The organism is Polynucleobacter sp. UB-Siik-W21 (assembly GCF_018687415.1).
Classification (GTDB): domain Bacteria; phylum Pseudomonadota; class Gammaproteobacteria; order Burkholderiales; family Burkholderiaceae; genus Polynucleobacter.
Genome location: NZ_CP061289.1, coordinates 1,755,740 through 1,772,517, shown reverse-complemented (window position 1 = coordinate 1,772,517; position 16,778 = coordinate 1,755,740). Strand labels below are relative to the sequence as shown.

At 46.6% G+C, this 16,778-nt stretch carries 18 protein-coding genes; 8 read left to right on the top strand and 10 right to left on the bottom strand.

The window, feature by feature from the left end; all coding sequences use genetic code 11:
* Nucleotides 1–36: 36 nt before the first annotated feature.
* Nucleotides 37–681 carry a VTT domain-containing protein gene (locus C2756_RS09245; RefSeq protein WP_215320944.1) on the top strand — a complete coding sequence of 215 codons (645 nt, stop codon included), beginning with the start codon at nucleotides 37–39 and terminating at the stop codon, nucleotides 679–681.
* A 29-nt stretch (nucleotides 682–710) separates the two neighbouring features.
* Here the strand turns inward: C2756_RS09245 and C2756_RS09240 are convergent, their stop codons facing one another.
* Both C2756_RS09240 and murJ read right to left on the bottom strand, forming a co-directional pair.
* Entirely contained in the window at nucleotides 711–1,553 is an 843-nt protein-coding gene (locus tag C2756_RS09240; RefSeq protein WP_215318836.1) for a SirB1 family protein, read from the bottom strand.
* A gap of 5 nt (nucleotides 1,554–1,558) precedes the next feature.
* Nucleotides 1,559–3,112, bottom strand: a complete 1,554-nt coding sequence (murJ, locus tag C2756_RS09235) for a murein biosynthesis integral membrane protein MurJ (protein WP_215318834.1) — start codon at nucleotides 3,110–3,112, stop codon at nucleotides 1,559–1,561.
* Nucleotides 3,113–3,263: 151 nt separating this feature from the next.
* On the opposite strand from murJ, the gene rpsT reads away from it, so the two are divergent.
* Nucleotides 3,264–3,530 (top strand): 30S ribosomal protein S20, encoded by a 267-nt coding sequence (gene rpsT, locus C2756_RS09230; protein WP_068949332.1) that lies wholly within the window; start codon nucleotides 3,264–3,266, stop codon nucleotides 3,528–3,530.
* A gap of 76 nt (nucleotides 3,531–3,606) precedes the next feature.
* On the opposite strand, the gene C2756_RS09225 is transcribed toward rpsT, so the two are convergent.
* Nucleotides 3,607–3,921, bottom strand: a complete 315-nt coding sequence (locus C2756_RS09225) for a DUF3579 domain-containing protein (protein ID WP_215295739.1) — start codon at nucleotides 3,919–3,921, stop codon at nucleotides 3,607–3,609.
* Between the two features lie 151 nt (nucleotides 3,922–4,072).
* Here C2756_RS09225 and argF point away from each other — a divergent pair, with 151 nt between their 5' ends.
* From argF to C2756_RS09210, 3 genes are all read left to right on the top strand, one after another.
* Complete coding sequence (gene argF, locus C2756_RS09220) at nucleotides 4,073–5,020, top strand: ornithine carbamoyltransferase (protein ID WP_215320942.1); 948 nt, start codon at nucleotides 4,073–4,075, stop codon at nucleotides 5,018–5,020.
* Nucleotides 5,021–5,088: 68 nt separating this feature from the next.
* Nucleotides 5,089–6,321 (top strand): argininosuccinate synthase, encoded by a 1,233-nt coding sequence (locus tag C2756_RS09215; RefSeq protein WP_215318832.1) that lies wholly within the window; start codon nucleotides 5,089–5,091, stop codon nucleotides 6,319–6,321.
* Nucleotides 6,322–6,363: 42 nt separating this feature from the next.
* Nucleotides 6,364–6,669, top strand: coding sequence for a pyrimidine/purine nucleoside phosphorylase (locus C2756_RS09210; RefSeq protein WP_215318830.1), 306 nt, complete (start codon nucleotides 6,364–6,366; stop codon nucleotides 6,667–6,669).
* A gap of 73 nt (nucleotides 6,670–6,742) precedes the next feature.
* On the opposite strand, the gene C2756_RS09205 is transcribed toward C2756_RS09210, so the two are convergent.
* Complete coding sequence (locus C2756_RS09205; RefSeq protein WP_215295736.1) at nucleotides 6,743–7,195, bottom strand: DUF192 domain-containing protein; 453 nt, start codon at nucleotides 7,193–7,195, stop codon at nucleotides 6,743–6,745.
* 84 nt (nucleotides 7,196–7,279) lie between these two features.
* Nucleotides 7,280–7,483: a cold-shock protein gene (locus C2756_RS09200; RefSeq protein WP_011903586.1), complete on the bottom strand. Its 204-nt coding sequence runs from the start codon at nucleotides 7,481–7,483 to the stop codon at nucleotides 7,280–7,282.
* A 274-nt stretch (nucleotides 7,484–7,757) separates the two neighbouring features.
* Between C2756_RS09200 and clpS the strand changes: the two genes are divergently transcribed.
* From clpS to C2756_RS09185, 3 genes are read left to right on the top strand one after another with little or no spacing between them, the layout of a single operon-like run.
* On the top strand, nucleotides 7,758–8,114 hold the full coding sequence (gene clpS, locus C2756_RS09195) for an ATP-dependent Clp protease adapter ClpS (protein ID WP_215295735.1): 357 nt from the start codon (nucleotides 7,758–7,760) through the stop codon (nucleotides 8,112–8,114).
* Entirely contained in the window at nucleotides 8,111–10,417 is a 2,307-nt protein-coding gene (clpA, locus tag C2756_RS09190; protein WP_215318828.1) for an ATP-dependent Clp protease ATP-binding subunit ClpA, read from the top strand. Before clpS ends, clpA begins: the two co-directional genes overlap by 4 nt.
* Nucleotides 10,418–10,450: 33 nt before the next feature.
* Entirely contained in the window at nucleotides 10,451–10,684 is a 234-nt protein-coding gene (locus tag C2756_RS09185) for a hypothetical protein (protein ID WP_215318826.1), read from the top strand.
* 73 nt (nucleotides 10,685–10,757) lie between these two features.
* Here the strand turns inward: C2756_RS09185 and dut are convergent, their stop codons facing one another.
* The 5 genes from dut to C2756_RS09160 are packed head-to-tail and all read right to left on the bottom strand — an operon-like array spanning nucleotide 10,758 to nucleotide 16,776.
* On the bottom strand, nucleotides 10,758–11,207 hold the full coding sequence (dut, locus tag C2756_RS09180; RefSeq protein WP_215318824.1) for a dUTP diphosphatase: 450 nt from the start codon (nucleotides 11,205–11,207) through the stop codon (nucleotides 10,758–10,760).
* Between the two features lie 41 nt (nucleotides 11,208–11,248).
* Entirely contained in the window at nucleotides 11,249–12,460 is a 1,212-nt protein-coding gene (gene coaBC / locus C2756_RS09175; protein WP_215318823.1) for a bifunctional phosphopantothenoylcysteine decarboxylase/phosphopantothenate--cysteine ligase CoaBC, read from the bottom strand.
* Between the two features lie 9 nt (nucleotides 12,461–12,469).
* Nucleotides 12,470–12,958, bottom strand: a complete 489-nt coding sequence (lspA, locus tag C2756_RS09170) for a signal peptidase II (protein WP_215318821.1) — start codon at nucleotides 12,956–12,958, stop codon at nucleotides 12,470–12,472.
* 13 nt (nucleotides 12,959–12,971) lie between these two features.
* Entirely contained in the window at nucleotides 12,972–15,851 is a 2,880-nt protein-coding gene (gene ileS, locus C2756_RS09165) for an isoleucine--tRNA ligase (RefSeq protein ID WP_371817102.1), read from the bottom strand.
* On the bottom strand, nucleotides 15,826–16,776 hold the full coding sequence (locus C2756_RS09160; protein ID WP_215318817.1) for a bifunctional riboflavin kinase/FAD synthetase: 951 nt from the start codon (nucleotides 16,774–16,776) through the stop codon (nucleotides 15,826–15,828). The genes ileS and C2756_RS09160 overlap by 26 nt, the downstream gene beginning before the upstream one ends.
* Nucleotides 16,777–16,778: the final 2 nt, after the last annotated feature.

The window sequence follows — 16,778 nt, the reverse complement described above, 5'->3', positions numbered from 1 at the left end:
ATATCCGCATCAAACCTATCTTTGGAGTGCAAGTTGATTGATACCCTTTTGCAATTAAGCGATTTATTGCTACATATTGATCGTCATTTGGATGTTGTGATCTCGCAATATGGTCCTTGGGCATATGGCTTGCTATTTGCGATTGTGTTTGCAGAAACTGGCCTGGTTATCGCCCCCTTCCTCCCAGGGGATTCTCTTTTGTTTATTGCGGGTGCTTACTGTGCAACCGAGCACTTCAACATTTGGACTTTGTGTATTGGTTTGTTGATTGCAGCAATAGCTGGCAATACAGTGAACTACTTCATTGGCCGTTGGATTGGTAAGAAAGTATTTAGTAGTCAATCACGCTGGATTGACCAAGGCGCTTTACTCAAGACCCATGCTTTTTATGAAAAGCATGGCGGCAAAACCATCATCGTTGCACGCTTTTTACCCATCATCAGAACCTTCGCACCCTTTGTTGCTGGTGTCTCGGAAATGAATTTCTCACGCTTTCAGTTATTCAATATCACTGGCGCTGTGCTCTGGGTCTTTGGCTTGGTGATTGCAGGATATTTCTTTGGAAATATTCCAGTGATACGTCAAAACTTAAATGTGATCGTACTAGTGGGTATTGGTGCAGCAGCGATACCAGTCGTTTTGGCTGCACTCTATAAAATTTTTCAACGTAAGAAAAATTAAATCAAGTCAAACAAAACTGAATCATTAACTTAGTGCAGCTTGGTTTGACTTTCTAAAGTGGCAATGTGTTCACGAATGTCGCTAGCATCTTCCGCTTCAGGCGCTTCACTGAGATAGCGATGCATATCTGCTATAGCAGGGCGTAAATACTCTAGTTGCGCAAAGATCAAACCGCGATCTCTAATTTCCTCAACCGAATCGGGCAATAAAATGACCAAGCGCTCTTGAATGCCCAGTAAGCGCTCCCAGCGCTCATGCTCGGAGTAGATCATTTTGAGGTTTCTGAGGAAGCGCGACAAGATCTCTCTTGGGCTGGAGGCCCGCAGGAAGACGTTAAGAGGAAGACTGAGCTCACCGCGATAGCCTTTGGCGTCAAGGTAGGGGTCCAACATCTCTTGCAATTGATTCTTCGAGAGTGAATCACCAGTCAACGGATCCATGATGATTTCACCCTGTTGTAATGAAATACGCATCATAAAGTGATTGGGGAATGACACGCCACGAATCTTCAAGCCAATTTGCTGACCTAGCTCGATCATCAAAATCGCTAGTGAGATAGGAATACCTCTGCGATTTTCGAGCACATAGTGCAAATACGAATTTTCGGGTGCGTAGAAATCATTCGGGTTTGGACCAAAGCCTAACTCGGTATAAAAGAAGTGCTTCAGAATTTGTAAGCGTTGCATCGGCGCAGTATCTGGCGTAATGCGTGTTTTTAATTTATTACCTAACTCATCGAGGTGATCGAGTACACCTTGTACATCTAAATCTGGATAGGCATGTTGTGCTACTGCGATGGCAGCTTCCGTTAATGGAAAGTGTTCGTCTTCAGCAACTAATGAAGTGAAATAGTCGAGTTGTTGTGTTGGCATACATTCTATTTTGCATGACGCAAGAATTTTTGCCAGCGAATTCCGACTAAAGCGAGGGCGCCAAAGTAAACCAAGGCTGCGGCAGCCAGCCACATCGCCAATAGACCAATGCGGATCCAGGGTTCGGCCTGGAGGGTGATCCAGTTATGCGCATTAGCTGCATAAAAAAGCACTGCCGCAAAGGGAATTAAAGCCAGCAAGAGTTGTCCCAAATACTTTGCCCAGGAGGCGCTTGGGAGTGCGCCCCGTTTATGCAGCCCAACCCAGAGCAGGGTAGCATTCAGACAGGCGCCAGCGCCAACTGATAGAGCCAGGCCGGCATGACCAAGCCAGGGCACGAATACCAGGTTAGCCAGCTGCGTAGCTACCAGCACGAACAAGCCAATCTTCACTGGAGTCCTAATGTCTTGGCGGGAATAAAACCCGGGCGCCAAAATCTTGACGAGGATTAGGCCTATCAGACCAACGCCATAGGCTGCTAAGGCACGTTGCGTCATTAAGACATCCAGCGCATTAAATTTTCCGTAGTGGTACAAAACAGCAGCTAAGGGCTCGCCAAAAATAAAGAGTGCAATGGCGGCAGGTGCTGCAAGCAAGAAGGTAAGTTGTAATCCCCAAATGAGTAATTCGCCTGCATGCGTTAAGTCATTTTTGGCATTGGCTTTACTCAAGCTGGGTAGCAACACTGTACCCAATGCAACTCCAAGTAGGGCAGTTGGGAACTCCATTAAACGATCGGCATAAGAGAGCCAAGAGACGCTACCCGCTTGTAAGCGCGATGCGATATTGGTGTTGATGATTAAAGAGATTTGCGCAACCGATACAGCAAAGACTGCTGGCCCCATTAGCTTGAGAACGCGCCGAGCATCAGGATTGCTGATTGCTGCTTTGATGGCGCCAGGCAATAAACCAATGCGCGGTAAAAGACCAAGACGAGCAAGCGCCGGAATTTGAATGGCTAATTGCAAAACGCCGCCCAACAGAACGCCAATGCTTAATGCATAAATGGGTTGCTCCAAGTGGGGCGCCAAAAAGAGGGCGCTACCGATTAAAGCCAGGTTGAGTAAAACAGGGGTAAAAGCGGGAATCGCAAAGCGATGATAGGTATTCAAAATCCCTGCGGACAGAGAGACCATGGAAATGAGCCCAATGTAGGGAAACATGATTTGGGTCATGACAACGCTGGCGTCATAGGCTGGTCCACCGGAAAAGCCTGTAGCAATCACCAAAATGAGCAATGGGGCGCCGATGACTCCCAGGAGTACCGTCAGCAACAAGGCCCAAAATAAGAGCGTAGCGACCGCATTAATGAGGATTTTGGCCTTATTTTGGTCCTCATTTGTGGAGATTTCCCCCAAAATGGGTACAAAAGCCTGGGAAAAGGCCCCTTCGGCAAAAAGCCGGCGCAGCAAATTCGGTAGCCTAAAAGCCACATTAAACGCGTCTGTCCACTCTGAGGCCCCAAAACTACGTGCAATCAGGGTCTCGCGCAGCAGCCCCGTGATACGGGAAAGCATGGTCAGGGAACTAACCTTGGCGGCGGCAGAAAGCAGGTTCATGAGCCGATTTTCACCTATTTATGGGTGGACTGGGCTTTTTTGCCCCTTTCAGGTAAAATCTTGGGTTTTGGCGAGCTTGCTTATGAATCTGGCAAGTCCGCGAGATTTTTTACTAATCGCATTTAGCAATTTATAGAGGCAAGGTTTAAAGATGGCCAACACAGCACAAGCGCGTAAGCGCGCACGCCAGGCAGTAAAACAGAACGAGCACAATTCCAGCTTGCGTTCAAAGCTTCGTACTTCCATCAAGGCAGTGCGTAAGGCGATCGATACTGGTGATAAAGCTGCTGCAGCGAAAGTGTTCGCAGCAACTCAAGCAACTATCGACAAGATTGCTGACAAAAAGATTGCTCACAAAAATACTGCAGCACGTCAAAAGTCACGTTTATCTGCAGCTATCAAGGCGATGGCAGCGTAATTCAGTAAAAGTTTTTAGGCTGGTCGAATCATCATTTCGACCTAAGCCCGCTCCTTATCAGAGCGGGTTTTTGTTTTTAGGACTGGGTTTGGGGTTTGGGTTCAAACTCACAGGCCTCTTCAATCGGTAGACTGTTGTCTTTGGCAAAGTTCATGACAAAGTCGAGCGCTCTTGGATCGAGGTCACCTAGTCTAGTATCGATAACAACGCATTTCACTTTTGCAATCAGCACTGGTCTGACATAGGGCGAATAAGTGAAGCGAGGGTCTCCAGAATCTCCTGGAGGGCGAAACGTAGCCATTACCCCGCAAAGACGCTCCGCCCAATCACTGGGCCGAAATGGTTTGCCAGAAGTGTTGATGCCTTGAATGAAAAGCTTTTTGTGGTTCAAGTTGGCGTAAAGAAGTTCGTAAGAATCGTATTGCTAAGCCCTCTAGCTTAACAGCCGGAGGTGACCGTAAGATGGCTTTATGTTCTATTTTCGTGCAGTTGAATGTTTTAAGAAAAAAATGCAAGCCAAAACTTTAGTAGAAAGCTCAACTATGACATCTCTGGCAAAGCCTCAAGTGCCTGGTCAGGTAAGGCACTATCTGCAGTTTTCTGACCTCACTCGTGAGGAGTATGACTACCTGCTCAAAAGATCAGCATGGTTAAAGTCCAAGTTCAAAAGTTATGAGACTTGGCACCCTTTGCATGATCGCACTTTAGCCATGATTTTTGAAAAGCATTCCACGCGTACACGCCTCTCCTTTGAAGCGGGCATCCATCAGCTTGGTGGCCACGCTGTATACCTGAACACCCGAGATACTCAGTTAGGTCGTGGCGAGCCTGTAGAGGACGCTGCACAGGTGATTTCACGGATGACCGACATCATCATGATCCGCACCTTTGGTCAGGAGATCATTGAGCGTTTTGCTACGAACTCTCGTGTACCAGTAATTAATGGTTTAACCAATGAATATCATCCATGCCAAGTTTTGGCAGACATCTTCACCTTTGTTGAAGCCCGTGGACCGATTCAAGGAAAAATTGTAGCTTGGGTTGGTGATGCTAATAATATGGCCTACACCTGGATTCAGGCAGCCGAGTGCTTAGATTTTCAGTTGCACTTCTCTGCGCCTGAGGGGTATCAACTAGACCCAACGCGTTTAACAAAGAACGCCGCAAAACATTTAAGTATTTATGCTGATCCAAAAGATGCTTGTAAAGGTGCTGACTTGGTAACGACCGATGTTTGGACTAGCATGGGCTATGAGGCTGAAAACAATTTACGTATGAATGCTTTCCAAGATTGGATGGTGGATGAGGAGTTAATGGCAGTCGCAAAGCCAGATGTCTTATTCATGCATTGCTTGCCAGCGCACCGTGGTGAAGAAGTTTCTGCGGGCGTGATCGACGGTCCGCAAAGCATTGTGTGGGAAGAGGCAGAAAATCGTTTGCATGTTCAAAAAGCGTTAATGGAGTATTTGCTCTGCGGTCGTTTGGATTAAGTAAGAAAACGTAAGCAATAAAATATTAAGCAACTTGTTTTTAATTAATTTTGATTGAATAAGAAATCATGTCTGATATTAAAAAAGCTGTACTAGCCTATTCTGGTGGACTCGATACTAGTGTGATCTTGAAGTGGCTTCAAGATACCTATGGTTGTGAGATCGTTACCTTCACCGCTGACTTGGGTCAGGGCGAAGAATTAGAGCCGGCGCGTGCCAAGGCGTTACAGTTTGGTATCAAGCCTGAAAATATTTTCATTGATGACTTGCGTGAAGAGTTTGTGCGTGATTTTGTGTTCCCCATGTTCCGCGCCAATACGATTTACGAAGGTGAATATCTTTTGGGTACATCCATTGCACGCCCATTAATTGCGAAGCGTCAAATTGAAATCGCCCGTTTAACTGGCGCCGATTCTGTATCTCATGGCGCCACTGGTAAAGGTAACGACCAAGTTCGCTTCGAATTGGGCTACTACGCACTTGAGCCGGGAATCAAAGTAATTGCCCCTTGGCGCGAATGGGATCTGCTGTCACGCGAGAAGTTGATGGCTTACGCAGAAAAGCATGGCATTCCAGTTGAAATGAAACATAAGCAAGGTGGCTCTCCTTACTCTATGGATGCCAATTTATTGCACATTAGCTATGAAGGCCGTCATTTAGAAAATCCAAATGCCGAGGCTGAAGAGTCTATGTGGCGTTGGACAGTTTCTCCAGAAAAAGCTTCAGATGCGCCACAAATTATTGAAATCGAATTTAAAGCGGGCGACCCAGTTGCGATTGATGGTAAGTCCTACAAGCCACATGAATTATTAGCTGAGCTCAATCGTATTGGTGGCATGCATGGCATTGGTCGTCTCGATTTAGTTGAAAACCGTTTTGTTGGCATGAAGAGCCGTGGTTGCTATGAAACTCCTGGTGGCACCATTCTTCTGAAGGCGCACCGCGGCATTGAGAGCATTACCCTTGATCGCGAAGTAGCCCATTTGAAAGATGATTTGATGCCACGCTACGCAAGCTTGATCTATAACGGCTTATGGTGGTCTCCGGAGCGTCTTGCTTTGCAAACCTTAATTGATCATACGCAACAGATGGTCAATGGCGTTGTGCGCTTAAAGCTCTACAAAGGTTCTGTATTGGTGATTTCTCGTGATTCAGCCAATACCTTGTTTGATCAAAATATTGCAACCTTTGATGATGATGGTGGTGCATACAACCAAGCGGATGCTGGTGGCTTCATCAAGCTCAATGCATTGCGTATGCGTATTGCCGAAATAGCAAAGCGTAAGCGTGCCAAGAAGTAATTAGAAAAATATTGAGAACTAAACAAAATAGAAAGAACCCAGATGCAATTTGATCAAGTTTCAGTCGGCAAAAAAGCCAATGTATATTTTGACGGTAAATGTATTTCCCACACAGTGACTTTGCCAAACGGTGTGCGTAAGTCAGTTGGGGTGGTGCTACCCAGTACTTTGCGTTTTGACCTGAGCACCAAAGAGATCATGGAAATAGTTGATGGCAATGTTTTTGTCAGCATCAACGGCGCTCCAGAGCAAGAATTTAAGGCTGGCCAAAGCTGGGAAGTAGAAAAGGGTGGTTATTTCATCATTCGTGCTGAACAGCCAGTGCACTACGTTTGCCATTTTGAGTAAACGCATTCACACCTAAAGGAAACGCAGACCTAGGTCTGCGTTTTTTATTTCCTTGCTGCTCTGTGTTGATTAGTTATTTCTTAGGTAAGCCACTAATCACACTGCCAGGCGCAATCACTCTTTCTGAGAACCATTGCTTATTCATCTCCAGGGCGTAACGAATTGCTACTTTAGGGCAATGATTGTTGGTAGTCTCTGCTTGCATCTCTTCAATATTCACAATCTTGCCATCGTCAGCAATGAATGCAATCGAGAGTGGAATCTTAGTGTTATTCATCCAAAAGCAATGACCTGCTTTTTGTTCAAAGATAAACAGCATTCCTGAATTCGTGGGCATGCTAGTGCGATTCATGAGGCCCACTTCTCTCGCCTTTGGCGTATCAGCTAGCTCTGCTTGGATGCGATAGATTCCCGTTTTGAGTTCAATACTCGGTAGCCCAACATTGACCTGCGCTAATGCGAGGGCGGGGCAAATGAGAAACGCAATAGAGAAAAGCGTGTGAACTAGTTTGTTATTTGTATCCATGTTGAGAATTTTAGGCGAGTCAATTTGTAGGCGAAAAAAAACCCAGGAACGAATCCTGGGTTTTCCATAATGATCTAAGGACTATTAAGCCGCTTGGATATTGGTAGCTTGCTTGCCTTTAGGGCCTTGGGTAATGTCAAACGTTACCTTTTGGTTTTCCTTAAGGGTCTTAAACCCAGGCATAGTAATTGCGCTGAAATGCGCGAACAACTCTTCTTCACCATCATCAGGTTTGATAAAGCCAAAACCTTTTGCATCATTGAACCACTTAACAATTCCGGTCGCCATGCGAACTCCATTACATAAACTTAAAACAACCGTGATGAGGGTAAATACTTTTTAATCAGTCTCAATCCACAACACGCCTAAATAGAACCTCTTTTGAAGCCTACCCCCCGATTGTTTGCCCTTTTTGTAGGGGTGTCAAGGAGTTATATGTACTTCACTCTCAGTAATTACCCCTTTTTTTATCGAAAATTGCCCCAATATGGGTTAAACAAGGGTTTTTGAGGGGTTTTCGCAACAAGACCCTGGTTAAATCAAGTTTAGATATCTGTTTAGAATGTTTCTCATGAGCCGCACACCTAAAAATCCCACTACTGGCGTCCCTGCCAATCCTTATGTTGAGGACACCCTTCTTCTCGAAAAACAGGTCGAGCAAGTTAAGGCGCCTTCGATGTATAAAGTTTTATTACTGAATGATGATTACACGCCAATGGAATTTGTGGTGATGGTTATTCAGGAGTATTTTAATAAGGACCACGAAACAGCAACGCGCATCATGTTGCAGGTTCATTTGGTTGGCAAAGGTGTTTGCGGAATATTTACCCGTGACGTTGCTGCCACGAAGGTGCATCAAGTTATTGAATTATCCCGTGAAGCGGGTCACCCACTACAGTGCACTATGGAGGAAGTATGATTGCCCAAGAACTAGAAGTAAGCTTGCATATGGCGTTTGTTGACGCGCGGGCATCAAGACATGAGTTCATTACCGTAGAACATTTGCTCGCCGCCTTGCTCGATAACGCTACTGCCGTTGAGGTGTTAAAGGCTTGCGCCGTTAATATTGCAGAGCTACGTGCTCAACTCAAAAACTTTATCAATGACAACACCCCTGTGGTGCCAGGCAATGATGAAGTGGATACACAACCAACCTTAGGATTTCAGAGGGTGATCCAGCGCGCCATCATGCATGTTCAATCAACATCCAATGGCAAAAAAGAAGTTACTGGTGCCAATGTATTAGTGGCAATTTTTGGTGAAAAAGATTCTCATGCGGTGTATTTCTTGCAACAGCAAGGGGTCACCCGTTTAGATGTGGTGAACTTCATTAGTCATGGTGTGCGCAAAGATCAGGCTGAGCACGTCAAACCTGCTGACACTACTCAAGAAACTGAAGAAGCTGCTTCTTCAGGTAAAGAGAGTCCATTAGATCAATACACCCAAAACCTCAATGCCCTCGCTCGCCAAGGCAAGATCGATCCATTGATCGGCCGTGAGAGTGAAGTAGAGCGAGTGATTCAAGTCCTTTGCCGTCGTCGCAAGAACAACCCGCTATTGGTTGGCGAGGCCGGTGTTGGTAAGACTGCGATTGCTGAAGGTTTGGCTTGGAGAATCGTGAAAGGCGACGTGCCTGAAATCTTGGCTAACGCAACGGTGTATTCCTTGGATATGGGCGCTTTGTTAGCAGGCACTAAATATCGTGGTGATTTTGAGCAACGCCTGAAGAGTGTGCTCAAGTCATTAAAAGATCATGCACATGGTGTCTTATTTATTGATGAGATTCACACCTTGATTGGTGCTGGTGCTGCATCAGGCGGAACATTGGATGCAAGCAATCTCTTGAAGCCGGCTTTGTCTAATGGTCAACTCAAATGTATTGGTGCAACTACCTTTACTGAATACCGCGGCATCTTTGAAAAGGATGCTGCTTTATCGCGTCGTTTCCAGAAGGTCGATGTGGTCGAGCCAACAGTTGATCAAACGGTACAAATTCTCCGTGGCCTGAAATCTCGCTTCGAAGAGCACCACAGTGTCAAATATGCTGCGGGTGCCTTGGTGGCAGCAGCAGAACTTTCTGCTCGTTATATTAACGACCGGCATTTACCAGATAAAGCAATTGACGTGATTGATGAAGCGGGGGCTGCACAACGCATCTTGCCAAAGTCTAAGCAGAAGAAAACCATTGGCCGCCCTGAAATTGAAGAGATTGTGGCTAAGATTGCGCGCATACCACCTCAATCTGTCACCGTTGACGATCGTAGTAAGTTGCAGACCTTGGATCGTGATATCAAGAGCGTAGTCTTTGGTCAAGATCCTGCTATCGAAGCGTTAGCGAGTGCGATCAAGATGACTCGCGCTGGGCTTGGCAAGATCGATCGCCCCATTGGATCTTTCTTATTCTCGGGTCCCACTGGCGTCGGCAAGACCGAGGTTGCAAAACAACTTGCTTACATTTTGGGTATTGAGCTCTTGCGCTTTGATATGTCTGAGTACATGGAGCGTCATGCAGTGAGCCGCTTAATTGGTGCGCCTCCAGGTTATGTGGGCTTTGATCAAGGTGGCTTACTTACAGAAGCGGTGAATAAAAAGCCTCATTGCGTCCTCTTACTCGATGAAATTGAAAAAGCCCATCCTGATATTTTCAATATTCTCTTGCAAGTGATGGATCACGGTACTTTGACGGATAACAACGGTCGCAAGACTGATTTCCGCAATGTGATCATCATCATGACTACCAATGCCGGTGCTGAAGCCATGCAGAAGTCGACCATTGGCTTTACTAACGCACGTGAGTCTGGCGATGAGATGGCTGACATTAAGAAGTTCTTTACGCCTGAGTTCCGCAATCGCTTGGATGCCATTGTTTCCTTTAAGGCACTGGATGAGACCATCATCATGCGCGTAGTTGATAAGTTCTTAATGCAGTTAGAAGAGCAATTGCATGAGAAGAAGGTTGACGCCACTTTCAGTGCGGCACTACGCGCGCATCTTGCAAAACATGGTTTTGATCCCTTAATGGGCGCTCGCCCAATGCAGCGCATCATTCAAGACACGGTTCGCAAGGCTTTGGCTGACGAACTACTCTTTGGTAAGCTGGCGCAAGGCGGTCATGTCGATGTGGATATTGATGCTGATGGCAAAGTGCAGTTGAACTTTGAGGCTCCTAAGTTACCTGGCAAAGCCACCAAGGTGGACGTAGCACCTGCAGAAGAAATGTAATCAATCACAGACGCACTACTCAAAAAGGAAAATATGTCCCATCACGATAAATTGCTAGAGGCCTTTGAAACTTACAAAGCGGAGAATGAGAAGTTCCAAGGTAAAGGCATTAAAGCGTCTGCTGCTCGTGCTCGCAAGGCTTTGCAAGAGATTGCTGGTTCTTGCAAAGAACGGCGCAAGGAAATTACTGCAGAAAAAGAATTTCGTGAAGGTACGGGTGCTGGTATGTCACAAGATGCTGCACGTAAAGCGCATATTCGCAAGTAATAAGTAGTAGGATTTATAGAAGGAAAAAAGCCACCCTCGGGTGGCTTTTTTGTTCATTCGTAATGGTAATGAATTAGCTGCGACCGGTGCTGCCAAAGCCGCCTGCACCACGGCTACTTTCAGCGAACTCCTCGACGACTTTGAGTTCAACTTGTTGCACTGGCATCACTACGAGTTGTGCAAGGCGCTCCATTGGCTCAAGCTTAAATGGAGTAGATCCACGATTCCAGGTGCTCACCATCAATTGACCTTGGTAGTCAGAATCAATGAGACCAACTAAGTTACCCAAGACGATGCCATGCTTATGACCAAGGCCTGAGCGAGGAAGAATAAAAGCCGCATAGCGTGGATCTTCTACATAAATGGCTAAACCGGTAGGAACTAAAATAGTTTGGCCCGGAGCAATCTCCATCGTTTCATCGATACAGGCACGTAGATCTAGTCCAGCGCTACCAGGGGTGCCGTAAGTAGGTAGTTGAGACCGCATCCGTTCATCGAGAATTTTGACTTGTAAAGATTGCATGAAATTTCCTAAAGCAGGGAATGTAAGTAAAGAGAATGCCGTTAAATTTTCTTGGCTACTAGTTGAATGAGTTGGCGAGCAAGGTGAAGTTTTTCAGCCTTCGCTATTTTTTTACTACCACTAGCATCCATAACGAGTAACTGATTGAAGTCGCTTCCAAAGGTATCTGGACCAATATTGCCAACAATCATTGGAATGCCTTTACGCTTCAGTTTCTCGTCCGCATGCGTTTCGAGATTAGTGGATTCGGCAGCAAAGCCCACACAATAAGGGGAAGGTTTGCCGTTTTTGGTTTTGACTGTCTTGGCAACATCTAAAAGAATATCTGGATTGGCTACAAATTCCATGTTTGGAGAACCATCACCTTGGCGCTTTATTTTTTCTTTGGCAGGCTTTGCAATGCCCCAGTCTGCTACTGCCGCTACCGCAAAGAACACATCGCAATTAGTGGCTGCCAATGTTGCAGCGTGCATTTCTTTAGCGCTCACGACATTGGTCCGGATAATCTTTCCAGTCGCCTCTAATGGCGTAGGAAGATCGCAGGGGCCTGCAATCAGACGTACTTGGGCGCCAGCCTCCAAAGCGGCTCTAGCAATGGCAAAGCCCATCTTTCCAGAGCTGTGATTGGTAATGCCACGGACTGGATCAATCGCCTCAAAGGTGGGGCCAGCAGTAATCAATACTTTTTTACCTACAAGTGATTTCTTTTGAAAGAAGGCAATGACTTGCTCAGAAATTTCTGCAGGCTCAAGCATTCTTCCCATGCCCACTTCTCCGCAAGCCTGAAAGCCACTCGCGGGGCCAAGAAGAGTTACCCCATCATGGTGGAGGCGGTCAGCACTCCTCTGAGTGGCTGCGTGCTCCCACATCTGTTTGTTCATCGCAGGGGCAATTAGCAACGGGCAATCTCTTGCTAAGCAAAGCGTGCTGAGCAAATCATCTGCCAACCCAAGGGAAAGTTTGGCCATAAGGTCTGCACTCGTTGGCGCAATCAGGATGATGTCAGCTGAGCGTGATAACTCGATATGAGCCATATTGTTACTAATGCTGTTATCCCATTGGCTGGTGAAGACTGGATTGCCCGTGAGCGCTTGCATGGTGACAGATGTCACAAATTGTTGTGCAGCCTCGGTCATTACTACTTGTACAGAAGCGCCCTCTTGTATTAACAGGCGAGCAAGCTCTGGCGTCTTGTAGGCGGCAATGCCGCCGGAGATGCCGAGAACGATTTTCTTATTTAAAAGTGATTGCATGGCGCCAGCTTAATAGGATTGAGGGGATTTGCCAAATGACTTGCACAATTCGCTCCAGATGATGAGGCCTGCACCAATACAGATTGCGCTATCGGCAATATTAAAGGCTGGCCAATGCCAGTTGGCGTAGTGTAGATCGATGAAGTCAACTACGGCGCCATACATGATTCGGTCTAAAACATTGCCTAGCGCACCACCCAGAATCAGACTGAGTGCCAGGCACAGTAGTTTCTCGCCAAGGCTTTTACGTAATAAGTAAATGATGTAGATACTGGCTATGAGACCAAGAATAGTAAAGAACCAACGCTGCCAACCTGATCCCTGCGCCAAGAATGAAAACGCCGCGCCTGGATTAAAAAGCAGTAGCCAATTCAGAAAAGGAAGGACGGGTTCAGGCACACCCATTTGCAAATTGCTTAACGCAGCCCACTTACTCAACTGGTCTAAGAGCAGAATCATCGTTGCAATAGCAAGATAGCGAAGCATTGGCAGGCTCATCAATTGCTGGTACTTAGGCAAACAAGCGGTGGTCACCGGCGCCAAAGAGATTGCTGATACAGCGACCACAGAGCTCTGGATGATCAGCATTGGCACCTACGTCTTTAGTGTGATGCCAGCAACGACCACATTTTTTATATTGACTACCGCGTACTAGGACCTCGAGACCATCATTGCTGAGTTCAATCTTAGCGCTTGAGGTGATGGTTACGAAACGCAAGTCATCCTCAAGTGAATGCAAGATAGCAAAGTCAACATCACCTAATTTAATGGTCAGCTCAGCTTGTAGGGATGAGCCAACATTACCGGCCTCACGTTCTAACTCAATGGCTTTGGTCACTTCAGAGCGGATTTCACGAATGCGATTCCATTTGGCCAGCAATTCATCGGCATGAGCGACTTCTGGTAATGCGCCGAACTCTTCCATAAAGATGGATTCAGACGGTTTACTACCTGAGCCATGCGGGAATGATTGCCATGCTTCTTCAGCGGTGAAGGAGAGGAATGGCGATAACCACTTCAAGAGATTGCGAGTGATGTGAAAGAGCGCATTCTGGGCGGCTCTGCGATCAGGTGAGTTTGGCGCACTGGTATAGAGACGATCTTTGAGGATGTCTAAGTAGAAGCCGCCTAAATCTTCTGAGCAAAAAGTGAGCATGCGAGTCACAGCTGGATGAAACTCATAAGCCTTGTAATGGGCTTCGATATCGCCTTGTAATTGATTAGCAAGTGCCACTGCGTAACGATCGATCTCAAGCCATTGTTCAGCAGGCATTGTGTGCTTGCTAGGATCAAAATCAGAAAGATTGGCGAGCAAGAAACGCAAGGTATTGCGAATGCGGCGATAACTTTCAGTCACGCGCTTCAGAATCTCATCAGAGATAGTCATTTCACCGGAGTAGTCGGTTGAGGCAACCCAGAGGCGAATGATTTCAGCGCCGAGTTTGTCAGCCACTTGTTGTGGTGCGATGACATTGCCTACGGACTTACTCATCTTGCGGCCTTGACCATCAACAGTAAAGCCATGAGTGAGTAGTGCTTTATAGGGTGGCTTGCCATCGAGCATGGCGCCGGTGAGTAAGGAGGAATGGAACCAGCCGCGGTGTTGGTCTGAGCCCTCGAGGTATAAGTCAGCCAATCGACCGTTCGGTGTCTCAGCATCGGTAGTTAGTAATTCATTGCGATGTGATCCGCGAATCACATGCCAGTGTGTTGTCCCTGAATCAAACCAAACATCTAAGGTGTCACGATTCTTTTCGTATTGTGATGCTTCTTCACCAAGCAACTCAGAAACTTCGAGTTGCTGCCAAGCTTCGATGCCACCTTTTTCAACACGCTTAGCAACTTCTTCCAGTAGCTCAACAGTGCAAGGATGTGGATCACCCGTTTCCTTATGAACAAAGAAGGCCATGGGTACACCCCACTGGCGTTGGCGTGACAAGGTCCAATCAGGGCGATTGGCAATCATGCTATGGAGGCGCTGTTTACCCCAAGCCGGAAAAAACTCGGTACTATCAATGCCAGCTAAGGCAGTCTCACGCAAGCTAGCTTTGCCATCAGATGGCTTCTTGTCCATGCTTGCAAACCATTGTGAAGTAGCGCGATAAATAATCGGCGACTTATGACGCCAGCAATGCATGTAAGAGTGGGTATACGTTTTGTCGCGCAACAAACTGCCCGCTTCACGCATTGCTTCCACAATTTTGGGATTGGCTTTCCAAATATATTCGTTTGCAAAGAGTGGCAACCAAGAGGCATAGACACCATTGCCCATCACAGGATTGAGAATATCTTTATCGGCTAGCTTATTTGCTTTGCAAGACTTAAAGTCTTCTTCGCCGTAAGCAGGCGCAGAGTGAACAATGCCTGTGCCAGTATCGAGCGTGACGTATTCAGCGGGATAGATTGGAGAGAGGCGCTTATATCCCTCATGTAATGGGGCTAGCGGATGCCAGAAAGAAATATTCGCTAGTTGCGCGCCTAGGCAGGTAGCAATCACATTACCTTCAAGACCATAGTCCTGCAAGCATGTGTCAACACGATCTTTTGCCAGGATCAATAACTTATCGCCAACATCTACTAATGCATAAGTCACCTCTGGATGAACATTCATTGCTTGGTTTGCAGGAATGGTCCAAGGCGTTGTTGTCCAGATGACAATCTGGCCAGGCTTATTAGGTAACTCAGGAAGACCAAATGCTTTTGCGAGCTGTGGTCGCTGTGCATCATCAAACGCAAAGCCAACATCAACCGTTGGATCAGTTTTGTCTTGGTATTCCACTTCGGCCTCAGCGAGTGCAGAGCCACAATCAAAACACCAGTTCACTGGTTTGAGACCACGAAAGACGTATCCTTTTTCCCAGATCTTACCTAGTGCACGAATTTCATCAGCCTCATTACGGTAGTTCATCGTGAGATAGGGGTTGTTCCAGTCACCCAAAACGCCAAGGCGCTCAAAGTCTATCTTCTGCTTATCTACTTGCACTTGGGCGTAGGCACGTGCTTTAGCTTGTACCTCTGCAGTTGGCAAGTTCTTGCCAAATTGTTTTTCAATCTGAATTTCAATTGGCATGCCATGACAATCCCAACCTGGCACATAGGCGGAGTCATAGCCCATCAGCCAGCGGGATTTGACAATCATGTCTTTCAGAATCTTGTTTACTGCGTGACCAATGTGAATATCGCCGTTTGCATACGGAGGACCATCATGCAAGATGAACTGAGGTTGATTAGCATGGGCTGCACGAATCTTTTCGTAGAGCTTATTTTTCTGCCATTGAGCAACCCATTGCGGTTCACGCTTAGCCAGATCCCCTCGCATTGGGAAGGAGGTATCTAGTAAATTGACTGGATAGGAATTTTCTTTTTCAGACATAAGCTTTTTTCTGGAAATAATTTCTGGCGTGCTGTGTATCCGCTGCAATCGCATTTGTTAGGGCGTCAAGGTCATCATACTTGGCCTCATCACGAATTTTTTCTAAGAGCTCAACGGTAATAATTTTTCCGTAGACATCTTCTTGGTAGTCAAAGACGTGTGTTTCAAGCAGAACACGACCTTTATCTTCAACGGTAGGTCTTACTCCTAAACTAGCCACTGCTGGCAGGGGTTTATCACTAAGTCCCAATACCTGTGCAGTGAAGATCCCGGTAGTTGCTGGCTTGCGATGGTGTAAGTGATTAGCAACTGCTAAGTTCAAGGTAGGAAATCCGAGTTTGCGTCCGAGTTGCTGTCCATGAATCACATGTCCGGAAATTCCATAAGGACGACCTAATAATTTTTCAGCTAGAGTCATATCGCCATGAGCAAGGGCAGTACGCAAGGCTGAGCTGGAGATGCGCTCGCCATCCTCTAAGATAGTTTGAATACTCGATACCTTGAAGCCATATTTTTCACCTGCTGTTTGGAGGCTTGCAAAATTCCCAGCACGTTTTGCGCCATAGCAAAAATCATCGCCAATCAAAATCCATTTGGCGTTGAGACGTTTCACAATAATTTCTGAAACAAACTCATCGGGTGTGAGGCGAGCAAAAGCAGCATTGAAATGTTCGACCACGACACGGTCAATACCAAGCTCGGCTAAGGCGGCCAGTTTGCCCCGCAGATTCAGAATGCGGGGCGGTGCTTGCTCTGGAGAGAAGAATTCTTTGGGGTGCGGCTCAAAGGTCATGACGCAACTCACCAAACCTCTTTCATGGGCGCCATCAACTAACTGCTTGAGCAGGGCGCGATGACCCCTGTGCACGCCATCGAAATTACCGATGCTTAAGGCACAAGCAGGTCCTGCAGAAAACTGGGTCGGGCCGCGGAATACGTTCACAA